Source organism: Pseudoalteromonas sp. NFXS39, from assembly GCF_040148775.1.
Classification (GTDB): domain Bacteria; phylum Pseudomonadota; class Gammaproteobacteria; order Enterobacterales; family Alteromonadaceae; genus Pseudoalteromonas; species Pseudoalteromonas apostichopi.
This window is the reverse complement of record NZ_JAGDEC010000007.1, coordinates 140409-164491: the sequence shown is the minus strand read 5'-3', so window position 1 is coordinate 164491 and position 24083 is coordinate 140409. Positions and strand designations below refer to the sequence as shown.

Annotated in this window: 29 protein-coding genes; 15 read left to right on the top strand and 14 right to left on the bottom strand. The window is 41.2% G+C overall.

The genetic code is table 11. The annotated features are described in order from the left end of the window. Positions 1-85: 85 nt before the first annotated feature. The 7 genes from dusA to J3455_RS14465 all read left to right on the top strand — a co-directional run bounded on the left by dusA (position 86) and on the right by J3455_RS14465 (position 4880). A complete protein-coding gene (dusA, locus tag J3455_RS14495; protein WP_349561959.1) occupies positions 86-1063 on the top strand; it encodes a tRNA dihydrouridine(20/20a) synthase DusA in 978 nt (325 codons plus the stop codon). A 235-nt stretch (positions 1064-1298) separates the two neighbouring features. Next, positions 1299-1973, top strand: a complete 675-nt coding sequence (locus tag J3455_RS14490; protein ID WP_349561958.1) for a PspA/IM30 family protein — start codon at positions 1299-1301, stop codon at positions 1971-1973. Positions 1974-1983: 10 nt separating this feature from the next. After that, positions 1984-2190: a PspC domain-containing protein gene (locus J3455_RS14485; protein WP_054554145.1), complete on the top strand. Its 207-nt coding sequence runs from the start codon at positions 1984-1986 to the stop codon at positions 2188-2190. A 9-nt stretch (positions 2191-2199) separates the two neighbouring features. Continuing rightward, on the top strand, positions 2200-2526 hold the full coding sequence (locus J3455_RS14480; protein WP_130049843.1) for a hypothetical protein: 327 nt from the start codon (positions 2200-2202) through the stop codon (positions 2524-2526). A gap of 80 nt (positions 2527-2606) precedes the next feature. Continuing rightward, positions 2607-3113: a copper chaperone PCu(A)C gene (locus tag J3455_RS14475; protein WP_130049842.1), complete on the top strand. Its 507-nt coding sequence runs from the start codon at positions 2607-2609 to the stop codon at positions 3111-3113. A gap of 8 nt (positions 3114-3121) precedes the next feature. Then, positions 3122-4108, top strand: a complete 987-nt coding sequence (locus tag J3455_RS14470; RefSeq protein WP_130049841.1) for a DUF2333 family protein — start codon at positions 3122-3124, stop codon at positions 4106-4108. A 4-nt stretch (positions 4109-4112) separates the two neighbouring features. Next, positions 4113-4880 carry a TIGR04219 family outer membrane beta-barrel protein gene (locus tag J3455_RS14465; RefSeq protein WP_130052207.1) on the top strand — a complete coding sequence of 256 codons (768 nt, stop codon included), beginning with the start codon at positions 4113-4115 and terminating at the stop codon, positions 4878-4880. A gap of 33 nt (positions 4881-4913) precedes the next feature. Here the strand turns inward: J3455_RS14465 and J3455_RS14460 are convergent, their stop codons facing one another. Further along, on the bottom strand, positions 4914-5801 hold the full coding sequence (locus J3455_RS14460) for a TIGR03899 family protein (RefSeq protein ID WP_167658739.1): 888 nt from the start codon (positions 5799-5801) through the stop codon (positions 4914-4916). Further along, the gene (locus tag J3455_RS14455; protein ID WP_167658738.1) at positions 5770-6276 is read right to left on the bottom strand and encodes an SRPBCC family protein; all 507 of its coding nucleotides are present in this window, start codon (positions 6274-6276) and stop codon (positions 5770-5772) included. The genes J3455_RS14460 and J3455_RS14455 overlap by 32 nt, the downstream gene beginning before the upstream one ends. Before the next feature lie 259 nt (positions 6277-6535). Between J3455_RS14455 and J3455_RS14450 the strand changes: the two genes are divergently transcribed. Both J3455_RS14450 and J3455_RS14445 read left to right on the top strand, forming a co-directional pair. Continuing rightward, the gene (locus tag J3455_RS14450) at positions 6536-8731 is read left to right on the top strand and encodes a bifunctional diguanylate cyclase/phosphodiesterase (RefSeq protein ID WP_349561957.1); all 2196 of its coding nucleotides are present in this window, start codon (positions 6536-6538) and stop codon (positions 8729-8731) included. Positions 8732-8852: 121 nt separating this feature from the next. Next, entirely contained in the window at positions 8853-11033 is a 2181-nt protein-coding gene (locus J3455_RS14445) for a YgiQ family radical SAM protein (RefSeq protein WP_167658736.1), read from the top strand. 34 nt (positions 11034-11067) lie between these two features. Here the strand turns inward: J3455_RS14445 and mgtE are convergent, their stop codons facing one another. From mgtE to J3455_RS14385, 12 genes are all read right to left on the bottom strand, one after another. Next, positions 11068-12426, bottom strand: a complete 1359-nt coding sequence (gene mgtE / locus J3455_RS14440; protein WP_130049836.1) for a magnesium transporter — start codon at positions 12424-12426, stop codon at positions 11068-11070. Between the two features lie 211 nt (positions 12427-12637). Beyond that, a complete protein-coding gene (locus J3455_RS14435) occupies positions 12638-12910 on the bottom strand; it encodes an HPr family phosphocarrier protein (protein ID WP_167658735.1) in 273 nt (90 codons plus the stop codon). A 15-nt stretch (positions 12911-12925) separates the two neighbouring features. After that, complete coding sequence (gene rapZ, locus J3455_RS14430; protein WP_130049834.1) at positions 12926-13771, bottom strand: RNase adapter RapZ; 846 nt, start codon at positions 13769-13771, stop codon at positions 12926-12928. Further along, the gene (ptsN, locus tag J3455_RS14425; RefSeq protein ID WP_130049833.1) at positions 13772-14224 is read right to left on the bottom strand and encodes a PTS IIA-like nitrogen regulatory protein PtsN; all 453 of its coding nucleotides are present in this window, start codon (positions 14222-14224) and stop codon (positions 13772-13774) included. A 3-nt stretch (positions 14225-14227) separates the two neighbouring features. Beyond that, the gene (gene hpf / locus J3455_RS14420; RefSeq protein WP_036971325.1) at positions 14228-14515 is read right to left on the bottom strand and encodes a ribosome hibernation promoting factor; all 288 of its coding nucleotides are present in this window, start codon (positions 14513-14515) and stop codon (positions 14228-14230) included. A gap of 27 nt (positions 14516-14542) precedes the next feature. Beyond that, a complete protein-coding gene (locus J3455_RS14415) occupies positions 14543-16039 on the bottom strand; it encodes an RNA polymerase factor sigma-54 (protein ID WP_130049832.1) in 1497 nt (498 codons plus the stop codon). 117 nt (positions 16040-16156) lie between these two features. After that, on the bottom strand, positions 16157-16882 hold the full coding sequence (lptB, locus tag J3455_RS14410) for an LPS export ABC transporter ATP-binding protein (protein ID WP_062566533.1): 726 nt from the start codon (positions 16880-16882) through the stop codon (positions 16157-16159). Beyond that, positions 16879-17400, bottom strand: coding sequence for a lipopolysaccharide transport periplasmic protein LptA (gene lptA / locus J3455_RS14405; RefSeq protein WP_130049831.1), 522 nt, complete (start codon positions 17398-17400; stop codon positions 16879-16881). The genes lptB and lptA overlap by 4 nt, the downstream gene beginning before the upstream one ends. Continuing rightward, positions 17390-17944, bottom strand: coding sequence for an LPS export ABC transporter periplasmic protein LptC (gene lptC / locus J3455_RS14400; RefSeq protein WP_130049830.1), 555 nt, complete (start codon positions 17942-17944; stop codon positions 17390-17392). Before lptC ends, lptA begins: the two co-directional genes overlap by 11 nt. Next, positions 17941-18492, bottom strand: coding sequence for a 3-deoxy-manno-octulosonate-8-phosphatase KdsC (gene kdsC / locus J3455_RS14395; RefSeq protein ID WP_054561100.1), 552 nt, complete (start codon positions 18490-18492; stop codon positions 17941-17943). The genes lptC and kdsC overlap by 4 nt, the downstream gene beginning before the upstream one ends. Positions 18493-18495: 3 nt before the next feature. Continuing rightward, positions 18496-19467, bottom strand: coding sequence for a KpsF/GutQ family sugar-phosphate isomerase (locus J3455_RS14390; RefSeq protein WP_349561956.1), 972 nt, complete (start codon positions 19465-19467; stop codon positions 18496-18498). Between the two features lie 3 nt (positions 19468-19470). Continuing rightward, on the bottom strand, positions 19471-20439 hold the full coding sequence (locus J3455_RS14385) for a calcium/sodium antiporter (protein ID WP_130049828.1): 969 nt from the start codon (positions 20437-20439) through the stop codon (positions 19471-19473). Between the two features lie 248 nt (positions 20440-20687). Here J3455_RS14385 and J3455_RS14380 point away from each other — a divergent pair, with 248 nt between their 5' ends. The 6 genes from J3455_RS14380 to J3455_RS14355 are packed head-to-tail and all read left to right on the top strand — an operon-like array spanning position 20688 to position 24069. Further along, positions 20688-21506: an ATP-binding cassette domain-containing protein gene (locus J3455_RS14380; protein ID WP_167658743.1), complete on the top strand. Its 819-nt coding sequence runs from the start codon at positions 20688-20690 to the stop codon at positions 21504-21506. Beyond that, complete coding sequence (gene mlaE, locus J3455_RS14375; RefSeq protein WP_130049827.1) at positions 21499-22278, top strand: lipid asymmetry maintenance ABC transporter permease subunit MlaE; 780 nt, start codon at positions 21499-21501, stop codon at positions 22276-22278. Before J3455_RS14380 ends, mlaE begins: the two co-directional genes overlap by 8 nt. 13 nt (positions 22279-22291) lie before the next feature. Continuing rightward, the gene (gene mlaD / locus J3455_RS14370; protein WP_130049826.1) at positions 22292-22840 is read left to right on the top strand and encodes an outer membrane lipid asymmetry maintenance protein MlaD; all 549 of its coding nucleotides are present in this window, start codon (positions 22292-22294) and stop codon (positions 22838-22840) included. 2 nt (positions 22841-22842) lie between these two features. Continuing rightward, positions 22843-23520, top strand: a complete 678-nt coding sequence (locus J3455_RS14365; RefSeq protein ID WP_130049825.1) for an MlaC/ttg2D family ABC transporter substrate-binding protein — start codon at positions 22843-22845, stop codon at positions 23518-23520. Next, the gene (locus J3455_RS14360; RefSeq protein WP_130049824.1) at positions 23513-23806 is read left to right on the top strand and encodes an STAS domain-containing protein; all 294 of its coding nucleotides are present in this window, start codon (positions 23513-23515) and stop codon (positions 23804-23806) included. The genes J3455_RS14365 and J3455_RS14360 overlap by 8 nt, the downstream gene beginning before the upstream one ends. Positions 23807-23811: 5 nt before the next feature. Then, positions 23812-24069 (top strand): BolA family protein, encoded by a 258-nt coding sequence (locus J3455_RS14355; RefSeq protein ID WP_054554171.1) that lies wholly within the window; start codon positions 23812-23814, stop codon positions 24067-24069. Positions 24070-24083: the final 14 nt, after the last annotated feature.

Genomic DNA, 24083 nt, shown 5'->3' with positions numbered 1-24083 from the left:
TATGTGTCATCGCTATTTTTAGCGTTCATCGTATTAGGTAATTTAAGTTGCAAGTAAATGCATTGATCTTAAAAGGGGCCATGTTATGAGCACAACGACATTAAACCGCCGTTTTTCCGTGGCACCCATGTTAGATTGGACTGATCGTCACTGTCGAACCTTTCACCGTAAAATGACTAAGCACGCTGTGCTTTACACTGAGATGGTGACAACAGGCGCTATTTTATTTGGTAAAGGCGATTACTTACACTTTAATGAGCATGAAGGGCCAGTCGCATTGCAACTTGGTGGATCAGATCCTGAAGCTTTGGCTAAGTGTGCAAAATTAGCGGCAGAGCGCGGCTATCATGAAGTTAATTTAAATGTGGGCTGTCCGTCTGATCGCGTGCAAAATGGTCGTTTTGGTGCTTGTTTAATGGCTGAGCCTAAACTGGTTGCTGACTGCGTTGCTGCAATGAAGGCCGAAGTGACTATTCCTGTTACGGTTAAAACTCGTATTGGTATTGATGAGCAAGATTCGTATGAGTTTTTATGTGCCTTAATAGAAGCAAGTCATGATGTTGGTTGTGATGACTTTATTATTCATGCGCGTAAAGCGTGGTTAAATGGCTTAAGCCCAAAAGAAAATCGTGAGATCCCACCTCTTAATTATCCTCGCGTTTATCAGCTGAAAAAAGATTACCCGCAACTACACCTAAGCTTGAATGGTGGCGTGAAAACGATTGCTGATAGTGTGGCGCACCTTGAGTATGTTGATGGCATCATGATTGGCCGTGAGGCGTATAGTAATCCGTTTATTTTGTCTGAAGTAGACGAAAATATTTATGGTGATGAAGCCTTTACACTGAGTCGCCATCAGGTTGTGCGTGCAATGTATGACTACATTGAAGATGAAATGAGTAAAGGCGCTAACTTTTGGCATATTGCTCGCCACATGTTGGGGATTTTCCAAGGCCAACCTGGGGCGCGTGGTTTTAGACGCCACCTTTCAGAAAAGGGTCATGGTAAAGCGGCTGATTTATCTGTTATGGATAAAGCCTTGAGTTTTGTCCCAGAAGCCTAATCAAATATCCTATTAAAAAGCCACATTTCGTGGCTTTTTTTGATCCTAAAATTTAGTGAAAAAGTTAATTTTTTAGTCAAATTAGTTATTTTTCATTCAGTCACTAGTCAGCCAAAATCTCAATAAATCCACTTCAACTGATTGTATTTAAATAATAAATTTTGTTTATTCGTTAGTTGGCACAAGAATTGGAATCTCCTAGCTGTATTAACCCAATAATCAACAGGAGAGTCACATGGGTGTATTAAATCGCGTAAATGACATTATTCAGGCAAACCTTTCTGCAGCATTAGATAAAGCTGAAGATCCTGAAAAGTTACTTAATCTACTCGTGCAAGAAATGCAGGATGCACTGACTGAATGCCGTGCAACCGCTGCGACATTTTTAACGCAAGAAAAGCAAATGAAGCGCGAAATCGCAGCTAAACAAGCGAAAGTAGCTGACTGGCAAGCTAAAGCAGAAAAAGCACTAAGTAAAGATCGTGATGATCTTGCCAAAGCTGCGTTAGTTGAAAAGCAGCGTTTAACGACAGAAATCGAAGCGCAACAAGCTGAAATGGATAAAGTTGCTGAGTCACTCGCAAAATTGACAGAAGACTGCCAGCGTTTACAAAACAAGCTTGCGGATGCAAAAGCCAAACAGCTGACTTACATGCAAAAAGAACGCGTTGTTACAGCACGTTTAAAGGTTAAAGAGCAGCTGCATAGCAGTAAAGTTGAAGATGCATTAGCACGTTTTGACTACTTAGAGCAGCGCGTTGAAAACATTGAGTCACAAGTTGAAGCGTATGAACTTACGCAAAGTGATGCCGCAAATTCAACAGCAGCGCAAATCGCTGCCCTTGAGAAAGATGAAGCAATCGATAAACAGCTTGCTGATTTAAAAGCAATGATGAAGCAGTCGGCTTAGGAGGTTTATGATGAATACTTATCACACATCGACACGTTGGTACCGTGATCTGAGTAACAAAAAGATCTCGGGTGTGTGTAGCGGACTCGCTGCACGCTTAGGCTTCCCTGTGTGGTCAACCCGTTTGGTAATGATCATACTACTTATTCAAATGCCGCTGTTAATTGGCGTGGGTTACTTAGTGGCTCATTGCACTTTACCAGTAAAAGGCTACTAGGAGTCGATCATGAAAACGTTAGCTATCATCGTTCTAGCAATGTTACTACTATGCACTGATGTAGTTTCATTTGTATCGTTTGACTCATGGCAGTTGCCCTTATCAATTGCTGATATGAGTTGGGCGGGCCTTGAGGTCATCGGAGCAATTGTAGCTGTGATTGCTGTCGTTGCTGGTGTTGCGCTATTCACTATTGGGCTGCTAGGCGCAGGTGTTGTTGCTCTGATTGGTGTTGTGCTTGCGTTTTTATTTGGTTCAGTAATGATTGCATGGCCTCTTTTATTGATCGCAGCATTGTGTTGGTTGATCGCCGATAACAAAAAATCACCAGCTTAAGGTACTATTAAACTGCCTTAATACATAAAATATGCTAAATTTAGCGGGTAAGTTAATGTCTTAACAAGGATTAAAACATAATGAAACTATGGCCCGCACTCTCTTTTCTTACCGCAAGTTTAATCACGAGTACCTTTTCATTTGCCCATAGTGGCCATGACCATAATGATGTTGCTGAAGTAACCGTAAGCAACGCGCAGGTACGTGAGTTTTTACCAGCCAGTAAAGCAAGTGTTGCTTATTTAACTATTACCAACCCAAGTGAGCATGCAACAGTACTAACTAAAGCGGAACTGGATGGTTTAGGACGTGTTGAAATCCATCAGCATACCCATGTTGATGGCATGATGAAAATGGAGCAGGTTTTATCATTAAAGATCGATGGTCATAGCAGTGTTGAGTTTAAACCAGGTGGTTATCACTTAATGGTGTTTGAACCTGAAGATCAACTAAAAGCAGGGCAAGAGCGTAAACTCACGCTATATTTTAATGATGGCAATCGAGTTTTCACCCAAGCCAAAGTTGTGTCTTTACAAGAAATGTCTGAACAGGCAGCACAAAAAAGTAAAGAGCACTCACATCACTAGGAGGTATTATGTCTGAGCATAAAGGAAAAATAGCCAGTGCATTACTTATTGTATTAATTATTTTTTACGCGATTGCTGTTTACTGGAGTAGTGAGCCGGATCGCATGGATGTTGTTAGCAAGGCAAAACAAGAAGCGCAACTGCGTGGCGAAAAGTTTGTCACTGGCTACACAACAACGTCAACACTGATTGATGTTGCAAGTACATTGTTAAATAAGCCTGGTGGTTATTTATCAAATGATATGATGCCACCTAGTGTGATGATGGATAATATGCCTGCCTGGGAATACGGCGCACTTGAGATGACCCGTGATTTAGTGTTGTCTATGCGTAAAGACTTCAGCCGTTCACAATCGCAATCTACTGAGCATGAAGCTCTAAAAAAAGCCCAGCCACAGTTTAACATTAGCTCTGTTGCATGGGCATGGCCGAGTGCTGAAACAGAGTATCAAAAGGGCATTGATTTATTGGTAGTGTACCGTACTCAAATAGCGGATCAGAACGATCGTGATAGCCAGTTTTATGCCCGTGCTGATAATTTACGCAGCTGGTTAAAAGAAGCTGAAAAGCGACTTGGCAGCTTAAGTCAGCGATTAAGCGCGAGTGTTGGTCAAGACCGTTTGAATACAGATTTAGCTGGCGACACTGCAGCTCATCAAGCAACTTATACACCTTTGCAAAACCAAGTGAAAACATCTTGGTGGCAAATTGATGATGTGTTTTATGAATCTCGTGGTGCAACGTGGGCATTACTGCACTTTTTACAAGCGGTTGAATATGATTTTGCTGATGTATTAGAAAAGAAAAATGCTCGTGTTAGTCTGCAACAAATTATTCGTGAATTAGAGGCCACACAAGAAACAGTGTGGAGCCCAATGATTTTAAATGGCAGTGGCTTTGGTTTTGTAGCTAACCACTCATTGGTCATGGCGAATTATATTTCTCGAGCCAATGCGGCTCTAATTGAACTTAGCGAACTTTTAGCGCAAGGATAAAATGATGAAAAAGTACTGTTTAGCAGCAGCCCTTTCAATGGCTTGTTTAGCCCCAACAGCGCAAGCTGATACATTATTAGGTTTATACTTAGGTGTTGATGGCTGGCAATCAGATAACAGCGGTAGCTTTGCTCAAGACGGAAACTTACAAAGCTTTAAATTTGATGATGAAACGTTTACGAGCTACTACGCAGCGCTTGAGCACCCAGTGCCGTTAGTACCAAACATTAAACTAAAATACACTGAGCTTGAGTTAAATGGTGATACCACCCTAGATGAAACCTTTAGCTTTGGTGGTTCAGATTACGTTGTAGGTACGCAAGTAGGCACTGTCAGCGATTTATCACACATCGACTATATTCTCTATTACGAAATCTTTGATAATGATTTAGTTTCTATTGATTTAGGTGTGAATGCGAAACAATTCGACGGTGAAATTACGGTAACGGGTACATCGCAAGATGGTGGCCAAAACACGACTGAGCGAGTTGATTTCTCTGGTTTCGTACCTTTAGTTTATGGCCGTGCTGAAGTTGGCTTACCATTAACGGGTTTAAGCGTATTCTTTGAAGGTAGTTTACTTGCTATTGACGATAGCAAAATTCAAGACTATCAGGCGGGCATTGCATACGCTTTACTTGATAACTTAGCAATTGATATGGATATTAAAGCGGGCTACCGCTCAATGACATTAGAGCTTGATGATATTGATGATATCTACACAGACTTAGATGCATCAGGCCCATTTGCGGGTATTCAAATCCACTTCTAATCGAGCCATTCGATTTATACTAAGCTGGCTGCTTTATTTTAAAGCTTGCCAGCTTACTTCAAATTCATCTTCTAATGCTGTTGATAATATTTGCTTATAAGCTTTGTTTATTGGCGATGCAATTAGCTTTCGTAACTCATCACCCGTTTGAGTAAACTTATAATAACTGAGTACCAAGTCATTACTTTTCGCTATTAGAACCAAGCGTTGATTCATAAAGCTCAGTACTAGTTCTTGGCCTGCTTTTAAAACGGCTGATTCGATTTCTTTTCGGTATAGTAAGTTAATATCCATTAAGGTAAGAATATCAGGAAAGCTAACGGGAGTTTTTCCTAAGTTAAATGACACTTTGTTACCCTTTCTGAGCAAATCAAACAGCGATGGTTTTTTATAAAAGCCGAGTAAAATTAAGTGGCTGTTGTCTTTTTCATTAAAGCCACACAGTGATGTACAGCGTTGAAGGGCATCAGCTTCTCGCTGAGTCATGTGTTTAAGTGTTTGCAGGCTTTTAATTGAAAAGGTACCCGGTGAGACTGTTTCACCAGCTAGTATTTTCGCCCACAGTTTCTGCATTGATGAGTTCGCTGTGTCTTCACATAAACTAATAAAACGCTCTATCCAATCAAAATCGGGCTGTTGTTGACCAGTAACATCCGGGCAAAAAGCCATGGCCATCGACATAATGGTTTCGATATTTTCTTGGCGCTTTATAAATTGAATTTCTTGGCGAGTTTGGGCGCGCTCTAAAAGGCTGGCTTGAGCTCTTATTTGATAAGCTAGCTGTTGCTGACCTTGTGCTGAGTAGCTGTCATTATCAGCATGGTTAATCCTAGCAGATGAGGCTTTATGAATTGGATAGCCGAGCTGATTTTCTATGATATTAGCAAGATTAACTCTCGCTTGAGCTGCTTTCACTGTCATCGGTAGCAATCGCCTTGTCTTTTGTTGCTAACTGCGCATGGGTTTTGATGTTATTGAGCGCCAGCTTTACTGTGTTATTGAGAATATACTGGCTTAATAAAGCAAGGTAGCCACCAATAATTGGGGTATTAACCTCACCATTTAGTGAACACTCAATATTAACGTTATCGCCTTCAGGTAAATAGCGGATAGTGCCTTGGGTAATGTGTTCTTTATTAAATAATATATTAAATGAAAGCTGAGTATTGTCGAGTTGGGTGATGGTCATTTCACCTTCGCCAAAGCGACTTTGCCAAAATTGATGTGCACCAACGCCCTGACTTGGCTCAGCAATGATAAATTTAATGCTCGGGTCCACTGCCTGCCATGGTTGCCACTTTGGCCATTGACTAAAGTCGCCAACAAGACTCGCAATCTCGGCGCTGCTTGCGTTCACTTTAATTGACTTGTGAACTGTATATTGCGGTGAAAGCATCAGTCCAATGACAAGTGAGATCAGAATGCCGATAAAAATCGCTTTTAGGGTAAAAATGAGTATTTTAATAGTCTCACCTCAGGCAATTGTTTTATAACTTTCATAACATTATACGTAACATAGACTATAATCTGTTTGATACTATATAAGCTATCACTAATGTATCATAGTTAAATAAGTGATAGAATTTTGAGCGTCGCTGTAAAATGGAGTGGAACCATGGTTACAGTATTATGGGCATCACTCTAAGGAATTATTAATGGCATCAGAGAGTAACGACTTTTTGTTTAGTGAACAAGATGACGAACAGTTAGTGGATGAAACTGTCTCTGATTTTTGGGACGTATTAATTGTCGATGATGATCCAGAAATACATTCAGTGACTAAGCTTGCTCTTTCAGGGGTTGAGTTCTGGGACAAAGGCTTGCGGTTCCACCATGCCTATTCAGGTGCAGAAGCACTCGAATTACTTAAAAATGACCATTCGATTTCGGTGATTTTACTTGATGTAGTCATGGAGTCAGATGATGCTGGCTTAAAAGTTGTAAAGCAAGTTAGAGAATGCCTCAAAAATCACAACGTGCGAATTATTTTACGAACTGGACAACCAGGTTATGCACCTGAAGAAAAGGTTATCCGCGAATACGATATAAACGACTATAAAACCAAAACAGAACTAACACGCAGTAAGCTTATTACTGCACTTGTTACTGCTATTCGCTCATATGAGCAAGTTTGTCAGCTAGAATTTCAAAGCCGCGCTTTAAATAATATTTTGTATGCATCAAAAGCCATTCTTGGTTTTACCGATATCAAAGCTTTTTCGATGGCGGTTATCAAACAGCTTTCAATTATTTTGGATTGTGAACCGCAAGGCTTACTGTGTGGTTCAATCGAAGATGATAATCAGGTTTATGTTTTAGGCGGTTGCGCTCAATACAATGATTTTATAGGTCAAGGTGTTGAGCAACTTGATGATGGTCGTATCATCATGCAAGTGAATAATTGCTTGGCGCAAGGTGAACATCAACATACGGATATTGACAGTACATACTTACTCAAAAGTAAAAATCGCCAAGCAGCTATTTACTTAGAAACCGAGCACACGCCAAGTCCTTCGCAATTACAATTTGCCGAGATTTTCCTGACTAATGTCAGTGTTGGTCTTGATAATGTTAGATTGTTCAACCGTTTACGCGATGCTGCATATAAAGATATTTTAACTGGCTTATCGAATCGTAATGATTTCATGAATAAAGTTGAGCGTTACTATCAACCGGGTAAAAGTGATTTTGTATTTTTATTAATTGATGTTGCGCAATTCTCTGATATTAATAACGGCTTAGGTCAAGAGATCGGTAACTTATTACTGAACGCAATTGTCGATAGGTTACAACAAGAGTACCCTAATGCTGAGTTGCTCTCACGTATTGGTGCAGATGTGTTCGGTCTATTGTTACCAGTTAATGAGTGTGATGTTGAGCTACTTCGCGAGCATTTAAGTTTACCTTTTAATGCGGGCGAACACATTTTGCCAATCAATTTTAACATCGGTTTATGTTATCAAGGTGACTTTCAAAAAGCGGGAATTGAGACATTAAAACTGGGATACATTGCTCTTAACCAAGCTAAAAAACAATCTTCTGAAATGGTGGTGACTTATACTCCAGATATGGAAGAGAAAATGGCGTGGCGTTTAGGTATCATCAGACAACTTCGCCAAGATTTCGAACAACGTAAATTAGAGGTTTGGTTTCAGCCGCAACTTGATTTAAATACCCTTGAAATTATTGGCTGCGAAGCGCTGCTTCGTTGGCCTTCGGGTAATGGTCAGTATATTTCACCGGCGATTTTCGTTCCTATGGCTGAAGATGCAGGCTTAATTGTTGATATAGGCCAGTGGGTGCTAGAGCAAGCATGTTTGCAGCAAAAGCGCTTAGAAGCATTAGGCTTTTCAATAAGTATTGCTGTGAATGTGTCGGTGCCACAATTTAAAGTTAAAGGCTATGCACAGCAAGTTAAAGACACTTTAACAAAATACAATGTAGAGCCGCAGTTTATCGAACTTGAAGTAACCGAAAGTGTGGTTATGGATGAACTAGCTAATGTGATCACGACATTAAAAGAGCTTAAAGAGTTTGGCATTGAGATTGCGATTGATGACTTTGGTACAGGGTTCTCGTCGTTGAGTTATTTGCAAAAATTGCCGCTTGATAGACTTAAAATTGATCGTGCTTTTATTAAAGATTTACCAGGTCAAGATTGTCAGGCGATTGCAGCGTTAATTATTTCTCTTGGTGCAAGGTTAGGCTTAAAAACTATTGCAGAAGGGGTCGAAACACAAGCGCAAGCAGATTATTTAGCCCAGCTTGGCTGTGATGAAGTGCAAGGCTTCATGTACGCTAAGCCTATGCCAGAAAAAGAGTTAATTACCTACCTGCAAGCTAAGCAATAGCTAGTTACAGTAAGTGCATATGAATTAAACAGCGCCCTTCCACGTGAAGGGCGTTTTGTTTTCTATAATAATGCATAAGAGTGGGGTATAATTCGCCCCTTTTGTTAGCAGAGTACACTTTATGAGCGCATTAAAAGCCGAGCGAGGCCTGTTTTCTTACCCTAAGTATTGGGCTGAATGCTATGGCACGGCGCCATTCTTACCGACCACTCGTGCAGAAATGGACGCGTTAGGCTGGGATAGCTGTGACGTGATCATTGTCAGTGGTGATGCATATGTTGATCACCCAAGTTTCGGTATGGCTGTGATTGGCCGCATGCTTGAATCGCAGGGTTTTCGCGTTGGTATTATTGCGCAGCCTGACTGGAACTCGAAAGATGCCTTTATGGCGTTAGGCAAGCCTAACTTATTCTTTGGTGTTACGGCGGGTAATATGGACTCGATGATCAACCGTTATACCGCTGAAAAGCGTATGCGTCATGATGATGCATACACGCCAGGTAACATAGGTGGTAAACGCCCTGACCGTGCGGTGGTTGTATATAGCCAACGTTGTCGCGAAGCTTATAAAGATGTGCCGCTGATCATCGGTGGTATTGAGGCGAGTTTACGTCGTATTGCTCATTATGATTACTGGCAAGAAAAAGTACGCCGAAGTGTTCTGTTTGATGCCAAAGCCGACATTTTAATTTACGGTAATGCTGAGCGTCCACTTGTTGAAGTGGCTCACCGTATTGCCGCAGGTGAGTCGGTCGAGACAATTCAAGATATACGTGGTACCGCGGTAATTCGTAAGGAACCACTGCCGGGTTGGCGTGGTAGTGACTCTACAGCTATCGATAAAATCGGTAAGATTGATCCAATTCCAAACCCGTATGGCGCAGATGATGTAGGTTGTAGTAAATCTGAGTTTAAAAAAGCGGGTATTGATCTAAGTGCTGAAGCAGCCAAACCAATAACTGTTCAGCCTGCACGTCCTAAACCATGGGAAAAGACCTACGTTAAACTGCCAGCGTTTGAGCAAGTGAGTGTGAATAAGCCGCTTTATGCCCATGCGTCGCGTATTTTGCACCAAGAAACAAATCCAGGCTGTGCACGTGCGTTATTTCAACGTCATGGCGACCGTTCTATTTGGGTAAATCCGCCAGCATTTCCACTAGAAACAGAAGAAATGGATGGTGTATTTGGTTTGCCATACCAACGTATTCCGCACCCAAGTTATGGTGATGACAAAATCCCTGCGTATGAAATGATTAAAACCTCAGTGAACATTATGCGTGGCTGCTTTGGTGGTTGTTCTTTCTGTTCGATCACAGAGCACGAAGGGCGTATTATTCAAAGCCGTTCAGAGCAATCAATTATTGATGAAATTGAACAAATTCGTGACAAGGTACCGGGCTTTACAGGGGTTATTTCTGACTTAGGTGGACCGACTGCGAATATGTATAAGTTGCGCTGTAAGAGTAAAAAAGCAGAGAGTACTTGCCGTCGTTTATCATGCGTTTATCCTGATATTTGTAAGCATATGGACACGGATCACACGCCAACCATTGAGCTTTATAAAAAAGCCCGAGATGTGAAGGGTGTGAAGAAAATCTTAATTGCTTCAGGCGTACGCTATGACTTAGCAGTTGAAGATCCACGCTATGTAAAAGAGCTGGTTACCCATCACGTAGGCGGGTATTTAAAAATTGCCCCTGAGCATACCGAAGATGGCCCATTATCTAAGATGATGAAGCCGGGTATGGGTGCTTATGATAAGTTTAAAGAGCTATTTGATAAATACTCAAAAGAAGCAGGTAAAAAGCAGTATCTGATCCCGTACTTTATTTCTGCTCACCCAGGAACTAAAGACGAAGACATGGTTAATATGGCGCTTTGGTTAAAGAGTAATGACTTTAAGCTTGATCAAGTACAAAACTTTTATCCGTCGCCAATGGCCAACGCAACGACGATTTATCATACTGAGATGAACTCGTTACGCAATATTAAAAATAACACTGAGCAAGTGCCTGTACCAAAAGGCGCCCGCCAGCGTCGTTTACACAAAGCGATTTTACGTTACCATGATCCTGCTGGTTGGCCGATGATCCGTGAAGCGCTAAGAAAAATGGGCAAAGCGAATCTAATCGGTAAGGGGCCAAACTGTTTGGTACCGGAAGAAGGTCGCAACGAGAAAGCAGCTAAAGGGAAGGGCGGTAAAGGCCGCGCGGCACTGACTCGTCATACCGGTTTTAGCCAGTTTAAAAAGGCCAATACTAAACCAAGAGTTGGTAAAAATAAGCAGCGTGCAAGTAAATAAAAATAAATACGGCCCTTAAAGGGCCGTTTTCAGATTAGATTAATAACCACGTTGCAGTACCTAAGAAGGCAAAGATACCGACAATATCGGTAACGGTTGTGAGTACCACACTGCCAGCGAGGGCAGGGTCAATTTTCATTTTCTTGAGAATTAATGGAATGCTTGCACCCGCAATACCTGCAGCAACCAGGTTCATAAACATTGCAAAGGCTAATACTGCACCGAGCTTAAAGTCCCATTGCCATAGGGCAACAACACCGGCAATTAATATCGACCAAATAACGCCATTCAGTGCGCCAATCGCTAATTCCTTGAGTAATAAGAAGCGTTGGTTAGTTTGATTAATATGGCCAACGGCTATACCACGAATAACCAGTGTTAAAGTTTGACTGCCTGCAACGCCACCCATTGAAGGTACGATACCATTGAGTACTGCCAAAATAGGCAAAATTGCTAAGGTATTTTCAAAAAAGCTTGCCACAATTGCTGCTAGCAATGCGGTTAATAAGTTAACTCCAAGCCAAATAGAGCGACGTTGCGAACTTTTTAGCACTGGCGCAAAGGTATCTTCTTCGTCATCAAGACCAGCGAGGCTTAGCATGCTATGTTCAGCATCTTCGCGGATTACGTCAACGATATCATCGATGGTAATACGACCTAGCAAGTGTGCGTTGTCATCAACAACCGGGGCTGAAATCCAGTTATGACGTTCGAAAAGTTGTGCTACATCACTTTCATCCATTGAAATAAGTATAGACTCACAATCTTCATCCATTAAATCGCGAACAATTTTATCAGATGGGCTTGTCAGCAGTGTAGTTAACGAAAGTGCTCCTAGGAAGCAGTTATGCTTATCAACAACGTATAAGTCATCAGTACCTTCTGGTAGCTCACCTCGTAGGCGTAAATAGCGTAGCACTACATCTAAAGTAACATCTGGGCGAATTGTTACCGTATCGCTGTTCATCAAGGCACCGGCAGAGCGCTCTTGATAAGAAAGTGCCTGAGTAGCCCTTTCTCTATCTTGCGAGTCCATTGCACTAACTACGTCTTGATATACGGTATCAGGAAGGCTACGTAAAACCTCACCTAAGTCATCGTCGTCCATGTCCTCGGTGGCGGCAGCAATGTGCTCAGGTTCCATCTGCGCAATAATACCAAGACGTACATCTTCAGACAGTTCTTCTAGAACATCACCACGCACATCTGGATCAACCAGCTGCCAAAGCATACGACGAATTTTATGGGGAGAAGACTCAAGTAAAAGGGCTGTATCACAAGGCGCCGTTTTGGCTAACATACCGCGCACTTGAACAAATTGACCACTATTGAGTGACTTGGTCACTTGTTTGAGTTGTTGTAGTGGGTAATCTTGTTCAAAGGCTTCTGGCATTGGCGTCCTTACAACTGAAAAAAGTTTATATAGGCTGAGCAAATACAGCATAGTTGCTTTGTGGTGTATTTGCAGAGATATCGTCGCACTGTGATAAATTTATTAAGAGTTTTGCAACTTAGAAAAGCGAGCGATATAAAAGTAGGATATTTAAAGGGAATTTCAAATATCCTAATTAAGTTTACCGTAAATCTTGAAGGCTTAGCAAATGCTATTCTTGCTCGTGAAAGCGCTGTGCGATTAATTCACCGATTGCAGTTAATGCTGCATCAGCATCAGGGCCTTCACAAACGACTCTAACTTCTTTACCTTGACTGCTTTCAAGTAGCATTAACGCCAATACGCTGTCACCTTCAGCTTCTTTATCGTCTTGATAAAGCGTAATTTTAGCATCAAATTGTAGTGCTAATTGGGCTAAAACAGTGGCTGCGCGAGCATGTAAGCCGAGTTTGTTTTGAATTAAAAAGGTATCTTCAGCGCGCATTATAATAGTGCCTAATTAAATGTCTTGTTCACGGTGGCGAATTTTTACATTGTCATGGCTTTTAGCAAAACTCTCACCAATTGTTTGCGCTAAGTAAACAGAGCGATGTTGGCCACCAGTACAACCAATGGCAATGGTAAGGTAACTTCGGTTGTTACGCTCTAAATGTGGTAGCCATGTTTGCACAAATGTTTGAATTTGCCATGTGAACTTTTGCACTATGCTGTGGCTAGCTAAGTAATCTTTTACTGGTTGATCTAGACCCGTTAGCGGCTTCAAATCAGGTTCCCAGTGTGGGTTAGGTAAAAAACGTGCATCAAATACGTAATCAGCTTCTTTTGGAATACCGTGTTTAAACCCGAAAGACATAAAAGTGATAATCAGTTTTTTATCCTTTTTACCCAAAATCTTTTCGCGAATTGATTCTGCTAACTGATGAACACTGAGATCTGTGGTATCAATCATAAAATCAGCACGAGTGATCAACACATCGAGTAAGACTTTTTCTTGTTTAATAGCCAGATCAAGTGGCAAAGAATCAATGGATAATGGGTGTAAACGACGAGTCTCTGAAAAGCGTTTTATCAGGGTTTGGTCATCACTGTCTAAGTAAAAAAGTGTTGGATTTGCGAAACCAGGAAGGTACTCAAGAATATCATTAAATTCTTGCTGCTCTTTTGGAAGGTTACGCACATCAATACTGACCGCTATTTTATCGTAGTTATCTGATACGCTACGCACGAGCGAAGGCAGTAAATTGACTGGAATATTATCAACGCAATAATAACCTAAGTCTTCAAGTACTCGTAAAGCGACCGATTTACCTGAGCCTGAGCGACCGCTGATAATGATTAATTCCATTTATGCCTCTGCTGATATAACCTGAAACAGTTGCTGATCGGTAGTAGCGCTACGCAGCTGTTTACAAAACTCTTTATCTTTAAGTCTATCAGCAATTGTTGATAAGGTCTTTAGATGAAGCTGAGAGTCACCATCTGGTACGATGAGTGCTACGAAAATGTCAACAGGGCGATTATCAATTGCATCAAAATTGATTGGGGATTCACTCACTATGACAAACGCCTGAGGTTCATCGGCGCCACTCATTCGGCCATGTGGAATAGCAATACCTCGGCCAATACCGGTGCTACCTAGCTTCTCTCGGTTGAGTAAAGCATTTAGGATATCTTGTTGAGATAAATGAGGAAGCTGCTGGTGAGCCAGTTCGCTGATATATTCAAGAATTCTTTTTTTGCTATTAAAAAGGACCGCAGCTTTGCTGCAGTCCTGATTAGTAAGTGAACTTAGTTTCATAATTTAATGTCGAGCTAATTTCTCTTTGTGTTTAATGACTTGGCGATCAAGCTTATCGATCAACGAGTCAATGGCTGCGTACATATCTTGATGTTCTGTAGAAGCGAACAATTCGCCTCCGTTTACATGTAAAGTTGCTTCTGCTTTTTGGCTTAATTTTTCTACATCTAGAATGACATGAACATTATTAATATGGTCAAAATGCCTTTCTAGTTTCGCAAACTTGGTGTTTACATAGTCTCTTAATGAATCAGTGATTTCTACATGACGACCAGTTAAATTTAGTTGCATAAGCATTTTTCCTTCTATGTAAAACGTCTAAATCAAACTCTTACGCTGATTAGACGGAGGTATTGCTAGAGACTCACGATATTTTGCAATTGTACGTCTAGCTACTTTAATTCCTTGCTCAGCCAATATATCTGCAATTTTGCTATCACTCAATGGTTTAGCCGAGTTTTCTGCAGCGACTAACTTCTTGATTAAAGCGCGTATTGCTGTTGAAGAACACTCACCACCATTTTCAGTGCTGACATGGCTTGAGAAGAAATATTTCAACTCAAAAATACCCCTAGGGGTATGCATATATTTTTGCGTTGTTACTCGTGAAATCGTCGATTCATGCATTTCGACCATTTCAGCAACATCATTTAGCACCATCGGCTTCATTGCTTCTGGGCCATGCTCAAAGAAAGCTTGTTGTTGTTGAACGATACAGTTGGTCACTTTTAATAGTGTATCGTTACGGCTTTCTAAGCTCTTAATAAACCACTTTGCTTCTTGTAAGTGAGAGCGAATAAATTGGCTGTCGCTACTTGATTTAACAGAGCGAGACATAGCCGCATATTGGCTGTTCACTCTAATCTTTGGCATACTATCTGGGTTTAACTCAACCACCCAGCGACCTTTTACTTTTTTCACTGATACATCAGGTATGACGTACTCAGACTCTTCGCGTACTATGCTATCCGCAGGCTTAGGGTTTAAGCTGTGAATTAGCGTCATTACTTCTTTAAGCTCATTTTCTTTAAGCTTAGTCTTTTTCATCAAAGTTCGATAGTCGCGACTCGCTAATAATTCGATATGCTCAGATAAAACCATTTTAGTTTCAGCTAAATATGGCGTGTTTGCATCGAATTGGCGAAGTTGAATACACAGGCATTCCTGTAAACTACGCGCGCCAATACCGACAGGATCAAACAATTGAATTCTCTTTAGGACCGCTTCGACTTCATCAAGTTCGATTTCTTCTTCATCACTATTTTGATTAAAGCTCTCGACGATATCTTCACAGCTTACCGTTAAAATACCAGAGTCATCGATAGCCTCAACAATTGCCACAGCAATCGCTTCATCAGTCGGACTAAAGGGAGTTAGCTGTAATTGCCACATAAGGTATTCGTGAAGGGTTTCGGTCGATGCACCTTGATAAATAGATTCATCTTCTGGCATTGGCCCTGATGATGTTGATGGAGCGGCACTCATGTACTCATCCCATGTAACATCCATGGCTAAATCGTCACTTACAGTGTCTTTATTTAGAGCATCACTGCTTTCTTGTTCATATTCGCTAGGTGCTTCGTCTGCAGAAGCGCTGACTTGCACATCGTCAGATTCAGCTTTTTGCTCATTTTTGCCGATGCTTTCTTCGTTGTAATCCGCTTCTTCCACTTCAAGTAAAGGGTTACTATCTAGCGCCTCTTGAATTTCTTGTTGGAGATCCAATGTACTGAGCTGCAACAAACGAATAGCTTGTTGCAGTTGTGGAGTCATTGTAAGTTGCTGGCCCATGCGCAGCTGTAATGATTGCCTCATGTATCCCTAACAATCCTTTTTTTAAGTTATCGATAACTGTGCAAAGACAGTTAAGTTATTATCGATTTATTGTCATTGTTATAAGTCTAGCAGATGCTCTAGTCGGTGGCGTAATGGTTACAGCCTAAATTGCTCGCCTAGATAAACATCGCGTACAGTTTGGTCAGCTAATACGTGCTCAGGTGTGCCTGATGCAATTAGCTCCCCATGAGAAACAATGTAGGCTTTTTCACAAACATCAAGGGTTTCTCGAACATTATGGTCAGTAATTAGTACACCAATACCACGATTTTTTAGGTGCTCAATAATTTTCTTTATATCTAACACTGAAATTGGATCAACACCAGCAAAAGGCTCATCTAAAAGGATAAATTTAGGATTAGCGGCTAATGCGCGAGCAATTTCAACGCGGCGACGTTCACCACCAGATAGCGCCATACCTTGACTATCACGGATGTGTTGGATGCTAAATTCATCTAATAAGCTATTTAGAGTTTCTTCCCGCGTGGTTTTATTTAGATCTTTACGAGTCTCTAAAATAGCCATCAAGTTTTGGTAAACTGTTAACTTTCGAAAAATCGAAGATTCTTGCGGTAGATAACCAATACCCAACCTCGCACGGCTGTGCATTGGCAAAAGGGTAATATCGTTATCATCGATGCTAATTTTACCTTTGTCGCTCGGAACTAGGCCTACAATCATGTAAAAAGTCGTGGTTTTACCAGCACCATTTGGGCCAAGCAAGCCAACAATACTGCCTGCTTCAACTTCCAGACCGACATTTTTAACCACTTGGCGGCCTTTGTAGCTCTTAGCTAAAAGCTCTGCTTTTAATGTGCTCATGGTTGGCCTTTATTGTCTTTTTTATTTTCAACAGGTACTAAAATAGTGTGTACACGATCTGATGAGTTTTCGTCTTTTTCAGCACTGATAAGCTGCTGAGCCATATCATAGGTAATGCTTTTCGCTGTTACTTTTTGACCAGCTTGGGTAACTTCAGCTTCACCGTTTAAGGTTAAGAAGCGTTTCGCAACATCATAACGAACTTCTTCAGCACTGGCGCTCATTACGGAACCATCCGTTTGTTTTTCTTCGAAGTAAGCTGGTTTGCCTGTTGCAATAATTAGCTCTACTGTACCTTCGGTATCACCGCCGTGTGCTTCAAGACGTTCTGCTGTAATACGACGATTACCATGCACGATCTCTACGTTACCTTCAAATATGCCAACGCCATCTTTTAGTTTACCAACTTGGCGATCTGAGCTAATGCTAATTTGTGCGCCAGTTTGCTCGGCAGCGGTGCCGGAAAACGCAATCAATAAGCTTGGGATCAGGAGTAATTTCTTCAGTTTATTGGTCATAGTATATGGTTCGTGTATGGTTAGTTAACTCAACAATTTCGGTTTTTAAATCGGCTTTTAAGCCTTTACCGGTAATCTTTAAATTCGGTCCTGTTAGTGTTACAGGTTGCTTTGAAAACATGGTCATTTTATTAATGTCGACATTAATGTTTTCTGCTTTTATATCTTCGATCATACCGTTATGGGTTAAGTTTTTAGCAACTACATCCCCTTCAAAAATCAGCTGATCATTTTCGTATAAAGTGGCTTCTTTGGCTTTTACTTGCCAAACCTGCTGGTCGCCATAAATAGTAAATACAGGTTGCTCAAAAAAGGTAAACCCTAATTGTTGATACAACTCCATTTTAGCCGCAGCTACTTTATGACTGATTTTTCCTTGCTCGTCATAAGCAGTTTGCTTTAACGCCACCGCAGTGTAATCAGGCGTTGCAATGATCTCGTCTTCACTAGTTATTGTGTCTGCTGATTGATTAAAGTACGGATACCACAACCACACCATGCAACAAACAAAAACAACACTCAGTAAAATACGGGCTATATTCATGCGCTGGTTCCATCGCTAGTTAACGGCTTACCGTTTTCTAACATCAGTAAATCAGTTAATTCACGCACGGCTCCAAAGCCACCTGGTAATAATGTGGTGTAATGAGCCAGCTTTTTAATTAGTGGGTGTGCGTCGTTAACAGCAACAGCAAACCCTACTTTTTCCATTACTGGTAAGTCTGGACCATCATCACCAATATAGGCAATTTGCTCATCAGTTAGCCCCAGTTTATCCTTTAACTCTTGATAAGCAATTAGCTTATCTTCTTGTCCCTGATAAATGTGCTGAACTGTTAGGCTAGTCATTCGCTGCTGAACTATTTGTGAATGGCGGCCAGTAATGACTGCCACTTCAAAACCACTATTTATGAGCGCTTTAATACCAAAGCCATCTTTTGTATTGAATGCTTTAAGTTCTTCGCCATCATTGCCTAAATAAATTCGGCCATCAGAAAAAACACCATCAATATCGCAGATTAGCAATTTTACTTTTTGTGCGCGCTGACTCACATCAGGGCTAAGAGGCTGGTAAAGCTCGGCGAATGTCATTGCTTAAAGAACTCCTGCTTTTAATAGGTCTTGCATATTAAGGGCACCAATAGGCGTATTACTATGATCTACCACAATTAAACCATTGATACGTTTACGTTCCATAATGTTCAATGCCTCAGCTGCAAGCATGTCAGGGCGCGCAGTAGTACATGAACGAGTCATCACTTGACTAATAGCAGTACTATGGATATCAATGCGCTGCTCTAAAATACGGCGTAAATCACCATCGGTGAATAATCCGGCTAACTTTTTGTCTGCACCTATTACCGCAGTCATACCAAGGCCCTTGGCTGACATTTCAATTAACGCATCTTTAATGCTTTGCGTTTCGTTAACGATTGGGGTGGCATCGCCTGCGTGCATAACATCATCTAATGTTAGTAATAAACGTTTACCTAGACTGCCACCAGGATGCGAAAGTGCAAAATCGTCAGCTGTAAAACCACGCGTTTCAAGTAACGCAACGGCTATTGCATCGCCCATAACTAATGTTGCTGTTGTACTAGCAGTTGGTGCTAGGCCTAACGGGCATGCTTCTTTACTTACTTTAATGCAAACATGGACATCAGATAGCTTTGCCATGGTTGAATCTGGATTGCCTGTTAGTGAAATCATCTTTGCGCCAATGCGCTTAATAACAGGAATTATGCTTAGTACTTCGCTGGTCTCACCAGAGTTAGAAATACACATCACTACATCATCATGAGTGATCATGCCTAAATCACCGTGGCTTGCTTCACCAGGGTGAACAAAAAATGCGGGTGTACCAGTACTTGCAAGGGTCGCCGCAATTTTATTACCAACGTGGCCTGACTTGCCCATACCGATAACAATGATACGGCCTTTACACTGGAACATTAATTGACAAGCCTTATCGAAATCTTGATTTATATATTGCTCAATTTCTTGTAAGGCTTGTGCTTCAATTTCGAGTACGCGCTTACCTTGCGCGATAAAGCTTTGTTGTGTCATTGATTATCCTATTTGGCTAAAAATATAGCCCTGATATGCAATAAATGCGACTAACAAGAAGCCACCTTCTACTCTATTGATACGACGAGCACCTTTAAAGTTCAATGACATGGCCATCAATACAACGGTTGCTGCAATCATAATAAGTGCATCGCGGTTTGCCGCAGAAGGGTCAATAATTGAAGGGTTGATAATGCCCGCAAGTGGTAATACAGCGAGTAAATTGAAGATATTTGAGCCAACGATATTACCCAGTGCTAAATCGTCTTCGTTTTTTAAAACCCCAGCAATACAGGCTGCTAGCTCAGGTAAGCTGGTACCAATGGCAATGATGGTTAAGCCAATAACGAGATCAGATAAACCAAAATATTTTGCAATATCAACCGCCGACCCAACTAAAAAATGCGAGCTAATAGGTAATAAAATCATGCCGATGACTAACCAAAATACGGCTGATTTTGTGCTCACGTCGTTCGGGACATCTTCACATGCTTCACTGACAAAAGGATCATCTTGGTTTTTCGCGCGCAGTGAGACGATCACTAAGCCACCAATGAATACAGCAAAGGCAACCATCAATGCAATGCCCTCAGTGAATGAAAAATAGTTATCTGAAAACACATACCAAGCTGCTACAGAGATTAACAGTACGAGTGGCATTTCGCGTTTAAGCGTCAAAGATGATACTGAAAGAGGACGCAATAAAGCAGTAACACCAAGTACAAGTAAGATATTGGTGATGTTAGAACCAACCGCATTACCTACTGCAGTATCTGTTTTATCTGCTAGAGCTGCTGATGCTGATACCATCATTTCAGGCGCAGATGAGCCCATAGCTACTACGGTTAAACCAATGATTAGGGTGGGGATCCCCATGTTTTTTGCGAGTGCAGCCGCCCCATAAACAAACCGATCGGCACTCCAAACGAGTGCAGCAAAACCAATAATTAAAATGACAAAAGAAGTCACCATTGTGATACGCCAACATTACTTATACAGATGACTGCAAATAGTAACAAAAGCGAAACTGAAAGTATAAGTAAAAGAATGAGCTGACAAGCATAAAGCGTGCTGGGCGAGGAATCTAAATTTCAGGTGTGATTAAGTTCTTTGCAGCTAGCTTTAGAATTTATTGATAGGAAATATTACAAAATTTTACGATTTGTTTTTTCCATATTGACTAAAAAACCCTTAAAATGGCAAAACTAGTGAAAAAAGTTATGGAGAGCGACTTGTCGCAATCAATAGTAGAAATCAAGGATGTAACCTTTTCACGGGGCGATAGAATCATATATAAAAATATGAGTTTTAACATTCCGAAAGGCAAGATAACCGCTATCATGGGACCGAGCGGCATTGGTAAAACCACCATGTTACGCTTAATTGGCGGTCAGCTTAAGCCTGATTCTGGTGACATTTTATTTGAAGGCAACAGTATTCCTGGCATGACTCGCAAGGAACTTTATGCTGCCCGTACCAAAATGAGTATGCTGTTCCAAAGCGGTGCCTTATTTACCGATATGTCAGTGTTTGACAATATCGCCTTTCCTTTGCGCGAACATACTCAACTTAGCGAAGATTTAATTCGTCTTGTCGTTTTAATGAAATTACAAGCCGTCGGTTTACGTGGTGCACAAGATTTAATGCCGTCTGAGCTTTCTGGTGGTATGGCTCGCCGTGCAGCCCTTGCGCGTTCTATTGCTCTGGACCCTGAACTGATTATGTACGATGAACCTTTTGCTGGCCAAGACCCTATCTCAATGGGGGTGTTAGTAAAGCTAATTAAATCACTTAATGAGGTGCTAGGTTTATCATCACTTATAGTAACTCATGATGTGACTGAGGTTTTGAGCATTGCTGATCACGTTATCATCATCGCTGATCAGGGGGTGATAGGAGAAGGTTCACCTGAACAAATGCAAAATCATCAATCTGAGCTAGTGCAGCAGTTTTTAAACGGCTTGTCTGATGGGCCTGTGCCGTTCCATTATCCAGCTCCTGCTTATGATAAAGAGTTATTGGGAGTGCACAATGCTTGATCTATTTCAGAAGTTAGGTCACAAGACGCTAGGCCGGTTTGCTGCTCTTGGTCGTTCAACACAAATGTTGTTTGGCGCATTAGTGAATATGCCTAACTTCAAAAAAGGCACGCCTTTACTTGTTCGCCAATTATATATGGTGGGCTCGCAATCTCTTTTAATCATCATGGTATCAGGCCTATTCATCGGGATGGTGCTCGCTCTGCAGGGTTATACCGTTCTAGTAGGTTATGGTGCAGAAGATAGCTTAGGGCCTTTAGTGGCATTAAGTTTGTTACGCGAATTAGGTCCCGTAGTAACAGCGTTACTGTTTGCAGGGCGGGCGGGTAGTGCGCTTACTGCTGAAATAGGTTTAATGAAAGCCACTGAGCAATTATCAAGTCTAGAAATGATGGCAATCGACCCACTTAAGCGTATTATTGCGCCGCGTTTTTGGGCTGGTTTTATTAGTATGCCATTGCTTGCGCTGATTTTTTCGGCAGTTGCTATTATTGGTGCTCACTTAGTTGGTGTTGATTGGCTAGGTGTTGACTCGGGTAGCTTCTGGTCAATTATGCAAGCACAAGTGTCGTTCCAACAAGATATTGTTAACGGCATAATTAAAAGTTTTGTATTCGCCATGATTGTGACTTGGATCGCTCTTTACAAAGGCTATGACTGTGTTCCGACTTCTGAAGGTATCAGTAAAGCGACAACAGAGACCGTAGTGCACTCGTCACTGGCAGTATTAGGTTTTGACTTTATTTTAACCGCGGTAATGTTTACCAGCTAATTAGGGTATAAAGATGAATTCACGGAAATTAGAAATTTTAGTTGGCTTTTTTGTAGCCCTTGGTATCGCTGCATTTGCATTACTAGCATTGAAAGTTGCCAATGCTGGTATTAGTGGTAGCGGTGAAACTTACCAACTAAATGCAAAGTTTGAAAATATTGGCTCTTTAAAGGCCAGAGCACCTATTAAAGTAGGTGGTGTTGTTGTTGGTCGAGTTGAGTCTATTTTCATTCACCCGAAAGAGTTTGTGCCAGTCGTTAACATGGCGATTGATGCAAATTATTTATGTAAATTTTCAGACACAACATCTATCTCAATTTTAACATCAGGTATTTTAGGTGAGCAGTACTTAGGCATTAATCCTGTTATTGCAGCTGAGTCTGCTGAGCAACGCTGTATGGGTGAGGATGTAACTGCAAGTGAGCATGATTCAGATTTAGATGATTTATTTGGTGTTGAAAGCAAAGCGCTTTCAGATGGTGATTACATTACTGATACAAAATCAGCGCTTGTTTTAGAAGAGTTAATTGGTCAGTTCTTATTCAACCAAGGTGGTGAGTAATTATGTTTAAGAAGTTTTTATTGTGTATTGGTGTGTTGTTTTCACTTAACACACATGCTGCTGAGCCTGCGGTTGATTTAAAAGACCCGTATAAAATGGTACGTACGGTGTCTGATAATACCTTTGCACGTATTACTAAAGATCAACCGATTATTGCAAAAAACAAAGAGCATTTACGTGTTATCGTTGAAGAAGAGTTGATGCCTTACATTGATTATAAATATGCTGCACTACGTGTGCTTGGTAATCATGTGTCGAAGGTGCGTGCAATCGAAGATAAAGATGAAAAAGCGAAAGCGATTAAGGAACTACAACGCTTTATCGACGTTTTCCAAAAGTATTTAATTGCCACCTACGCTGGCGTGTTTACTCAATACACTAACCAAAGTGTTGAGTTTGCTCCGGCACAACCATTTAAGGGTAAAGACGTGGTGGTCGTTAAAACCAAAATTGTTGAAGCCGGTAAACCTGATATCAGAATCGACTTTAAAGTACGTGAAGACCGCAGTGGTGACTGGGGCGCGTACGATATGATTGCAGAAGGTATTAGTTTGCTTGATGCTAAACAAAGTGAATTACAAGGTATTTTACGCCAACATGGTCTAGATTATGTTAGTGACTTACTTGAGCAGAAGAGCCAACTGCCAGTGCAATTTAGAGGTAATGGTGGCGATGAGTAAAGTCGAGATTACTCAACTTGAAGATAACCAGTTTCGAGTCAGTGGTGAACTGACTCGAAATTCAATTGGCCGTGAACGCCTTCTGAACGTCAAGCCAGATTCTAGCCATAAAACATGGTATTTTGACCTTTCTGGGTTATCTAGGGTTGACACGGCGGGCTTAGCTTGGTTAATTCACTCTTTCGCAGAATTAAAGCAGCAAGGTATTCACCTTGAACTGCAAAATAGCCCTGAACAATTGCAAAACTTGATGCAGTTGGGTCAGGTCACAAACCTATTTGAGTGAGATTTATGGAAACAAGCCAAGTCGAAACGTTATTACGCGACGAACTAAAACTAGATGAAGTGATTGTTAAAGCAAATGGTAGCCACTACGAAGTGATTGCTGTTGGTGAGTGTTTTGATGGCTTATCTCGCGTGAAGAAGCAGCAGTTGGTTTATGCTCCGTTAATGTCAACAATCTCAGACGGTACAATCCACGCTGTATCTATCAAAGCGTTTACACCGACTGAATGGAAACGCGAACAAAAATTCATTTTACCTCAATAGTCGCAGGGCCTCCT

Bases quoted from the DNA above. Each gene is read 5' to 3' on its own strand.
- J3455_RS14445 (WP_167658736.1), top strand. From the start codon at position 8,853: ATGAGCGCATTAAAAGCCGAGCGAGGCCTGTTTTCTTACCCTAAGTAT.
- J3455_RS14355 (WP_054554171.1), top strand. From the start codon at position 23,812: ATGGAAACAAGCCAAGTCGAAACGTTATTACGCGACGAACTAAAACTA.
- J3455_RS14470 (WP_130049841.1), top strand. From the start codon at position 3,122: ATGTCTGAGCATAAAGGAAAAATAGCCAGTGCATTACTTATTGTATTA.
- J3455_RS14390 (WP_349561956.1), bottom strand. From the start codon at position 19,467: ATGACACAACAAAGCTTTATCGCGCAAGGTAAGCGCGTACTCGAAATT.
- mlaE (WP_130049827.1), top strand. From the start codon at position 21,499: ATGCTTGATCTATTTCAGAAGTTAGGTCACAAGACGCTAGGCCGGTTT.
- J3455_RS14380 (WP_167658743.1), top strand. From the start codon at position 20,688: ATGGAGAGCGACTTGTCGCAATCAATAGTAGAAATCAAGGATGTAACC.
- J3455_RS14450 (WP_349561957.1), top strand. From the start codon at position 6,536: ATGGCATCAGAGAGTAACGACTTTTTGTTTAGTGAACAAGATGACGAA.
- mlaD (WP_130049826.1), top strand. From the start codon at position 22,292: ATGAATTCACGGAAATTAGAAATTTTAGTTGGCTTTTTTGTAGCCCTT.
- lptB (WP_062566533.1), bottom strand. From the start codon at position 16,882: ATGAGCACATTAAAAGCAGAGCTTTTAGCTAAGAGCTACAAAGGCCGC.
- lptA (WP_130049831.1), bottom strand. From the start codon at position 17,400: ATGACCAATAAACTGAAGAAATTACTCCTGATCCCAAGCTTATTGATT.
- J3455_RS14490 (WP_349561958.1), top strand. From the start codon at position 1,299: ATGGGTGTATTAAATCGCGTAAATGACATTATTCAGGCAAACCTTTCT.
- J3455_RS14460 (WP_167658739.1), bottom strand. From the start codon at position 5,801: ATGACAGTGAAAGCAGCTCAAGCGAGAGTTAATCTTGCTAATATCATA.
- J3455_RS14385 (WP_130049828.1), bottom strand. From the start codon at position 20,439: ATGGTGACTTCTTTTGTCATTTTAATTATTGGTTTTGCTGCACTCGTT.
- J3455_RS14475 (WP_130049842.1), top strand. From the start codon at position 2,607: ATGAAACTATGGCCCGCACTCTCTTTTCTTACCGCAAGTTTAATCACG.
- lptC (WP_130049830.1), bottom strand. From the start codon at position 17,944: ATGAATATAGCCCGTATTTTACTGAGTGTTGTTTTTGTTTGTTGCATG.
- J3455_RS14360 (WP_130049824.1), top strand. From the start codon at position 23,513: ATGAGTAAAGTCGAGATTACTCAACTTGAAGATAACCAGTTTCGAGTC.
- mgtE (WP_130049836.1), bottom strand. From the start codon at position 12,426: ATGCCAGAAGCCTTTGAACAAGATTACCCACTACAACAACTCAAACAA.
- rapZ (WP_130049834.1), bottom strand. From the start codon at position 13,771: ATGGAATTAATCATTATCAGCGGTCGCTCAGGCTCAGGTAAATCGGTC.
- J3455_RS14485 (WP_054554145.1), top strand. From the start codon at position 1,984: ATGAATACTTATCACACATCGACACGTTGGTACCGTGATCTGAGTAAC.
- hpf (WP_036971325.1), bottom strand. From the start codon at position 14,515: ATGCAACTAAATTTAACTGGTCGTCATGTAGAAATCACTGATTCATTA.
- J3455_RS14365 (WP_130049825.1), top strand. From the start codon at position 22,843: ATGTTTAAGAAGTTTTTATTGTGTATTGGTGTGTTGTTTTCACTTAAC.
- dusA (WP_349561959.1), top strand. From the start codon at position 86: ATGAGCACAACGACATTAAACCGCCGTTTTTCCGTGGCACCCATGTTA.
- kdsC (WP_054561100.1), bottom strand. From the start codon at position 18,492: ATGACATTCGCCGAGCTTTACCAGCCTCTTAGCCCTGATGTGAGTCAG.
- J3455_RS14455 (WP_167658738.1), bottom strand. From the start codon at position 6,276: ATGCTTTCACCGCAATATACAGTTCACAAGTCAATTAAAGTGAACGCA.
- J3455_RS14435 (WP_167658735.1), bottom strand. From the start codon at position 12,910: ATGCGCGCTGAAGATACCTTTTTAATTCAAAACAAACTCGGCTTACAT.
- J3455_RS14415 (WP_130049832.1), bottom strand. From the start codon at position 16,039: ATGAGGCAATCATTACAGCTGCGCATGGGCCAGCAACTTACAATGACT.
- ptsN (WP_130049833.1), bottom strand. From the start codon at position 14,224: ATGAAACTAAGTTCACTTACTAATCAGGACTGCAGCAAAGCTGCGGTC.
- J3455_RS14480 (WP_130049843.1), top strand. From the start codon at position 2,200: ATGAAAACGTTAGCTATCATCGTTCTAGCAATGTTACTACTATGCACT.
- J3455_RS14465 (WP_130052207.1), top strand. From the start codon at position 4,113: ATGAAAAAGTACTGTTTAGCAGCAGCCCTTTCAATGGCTTGTTTAGCC.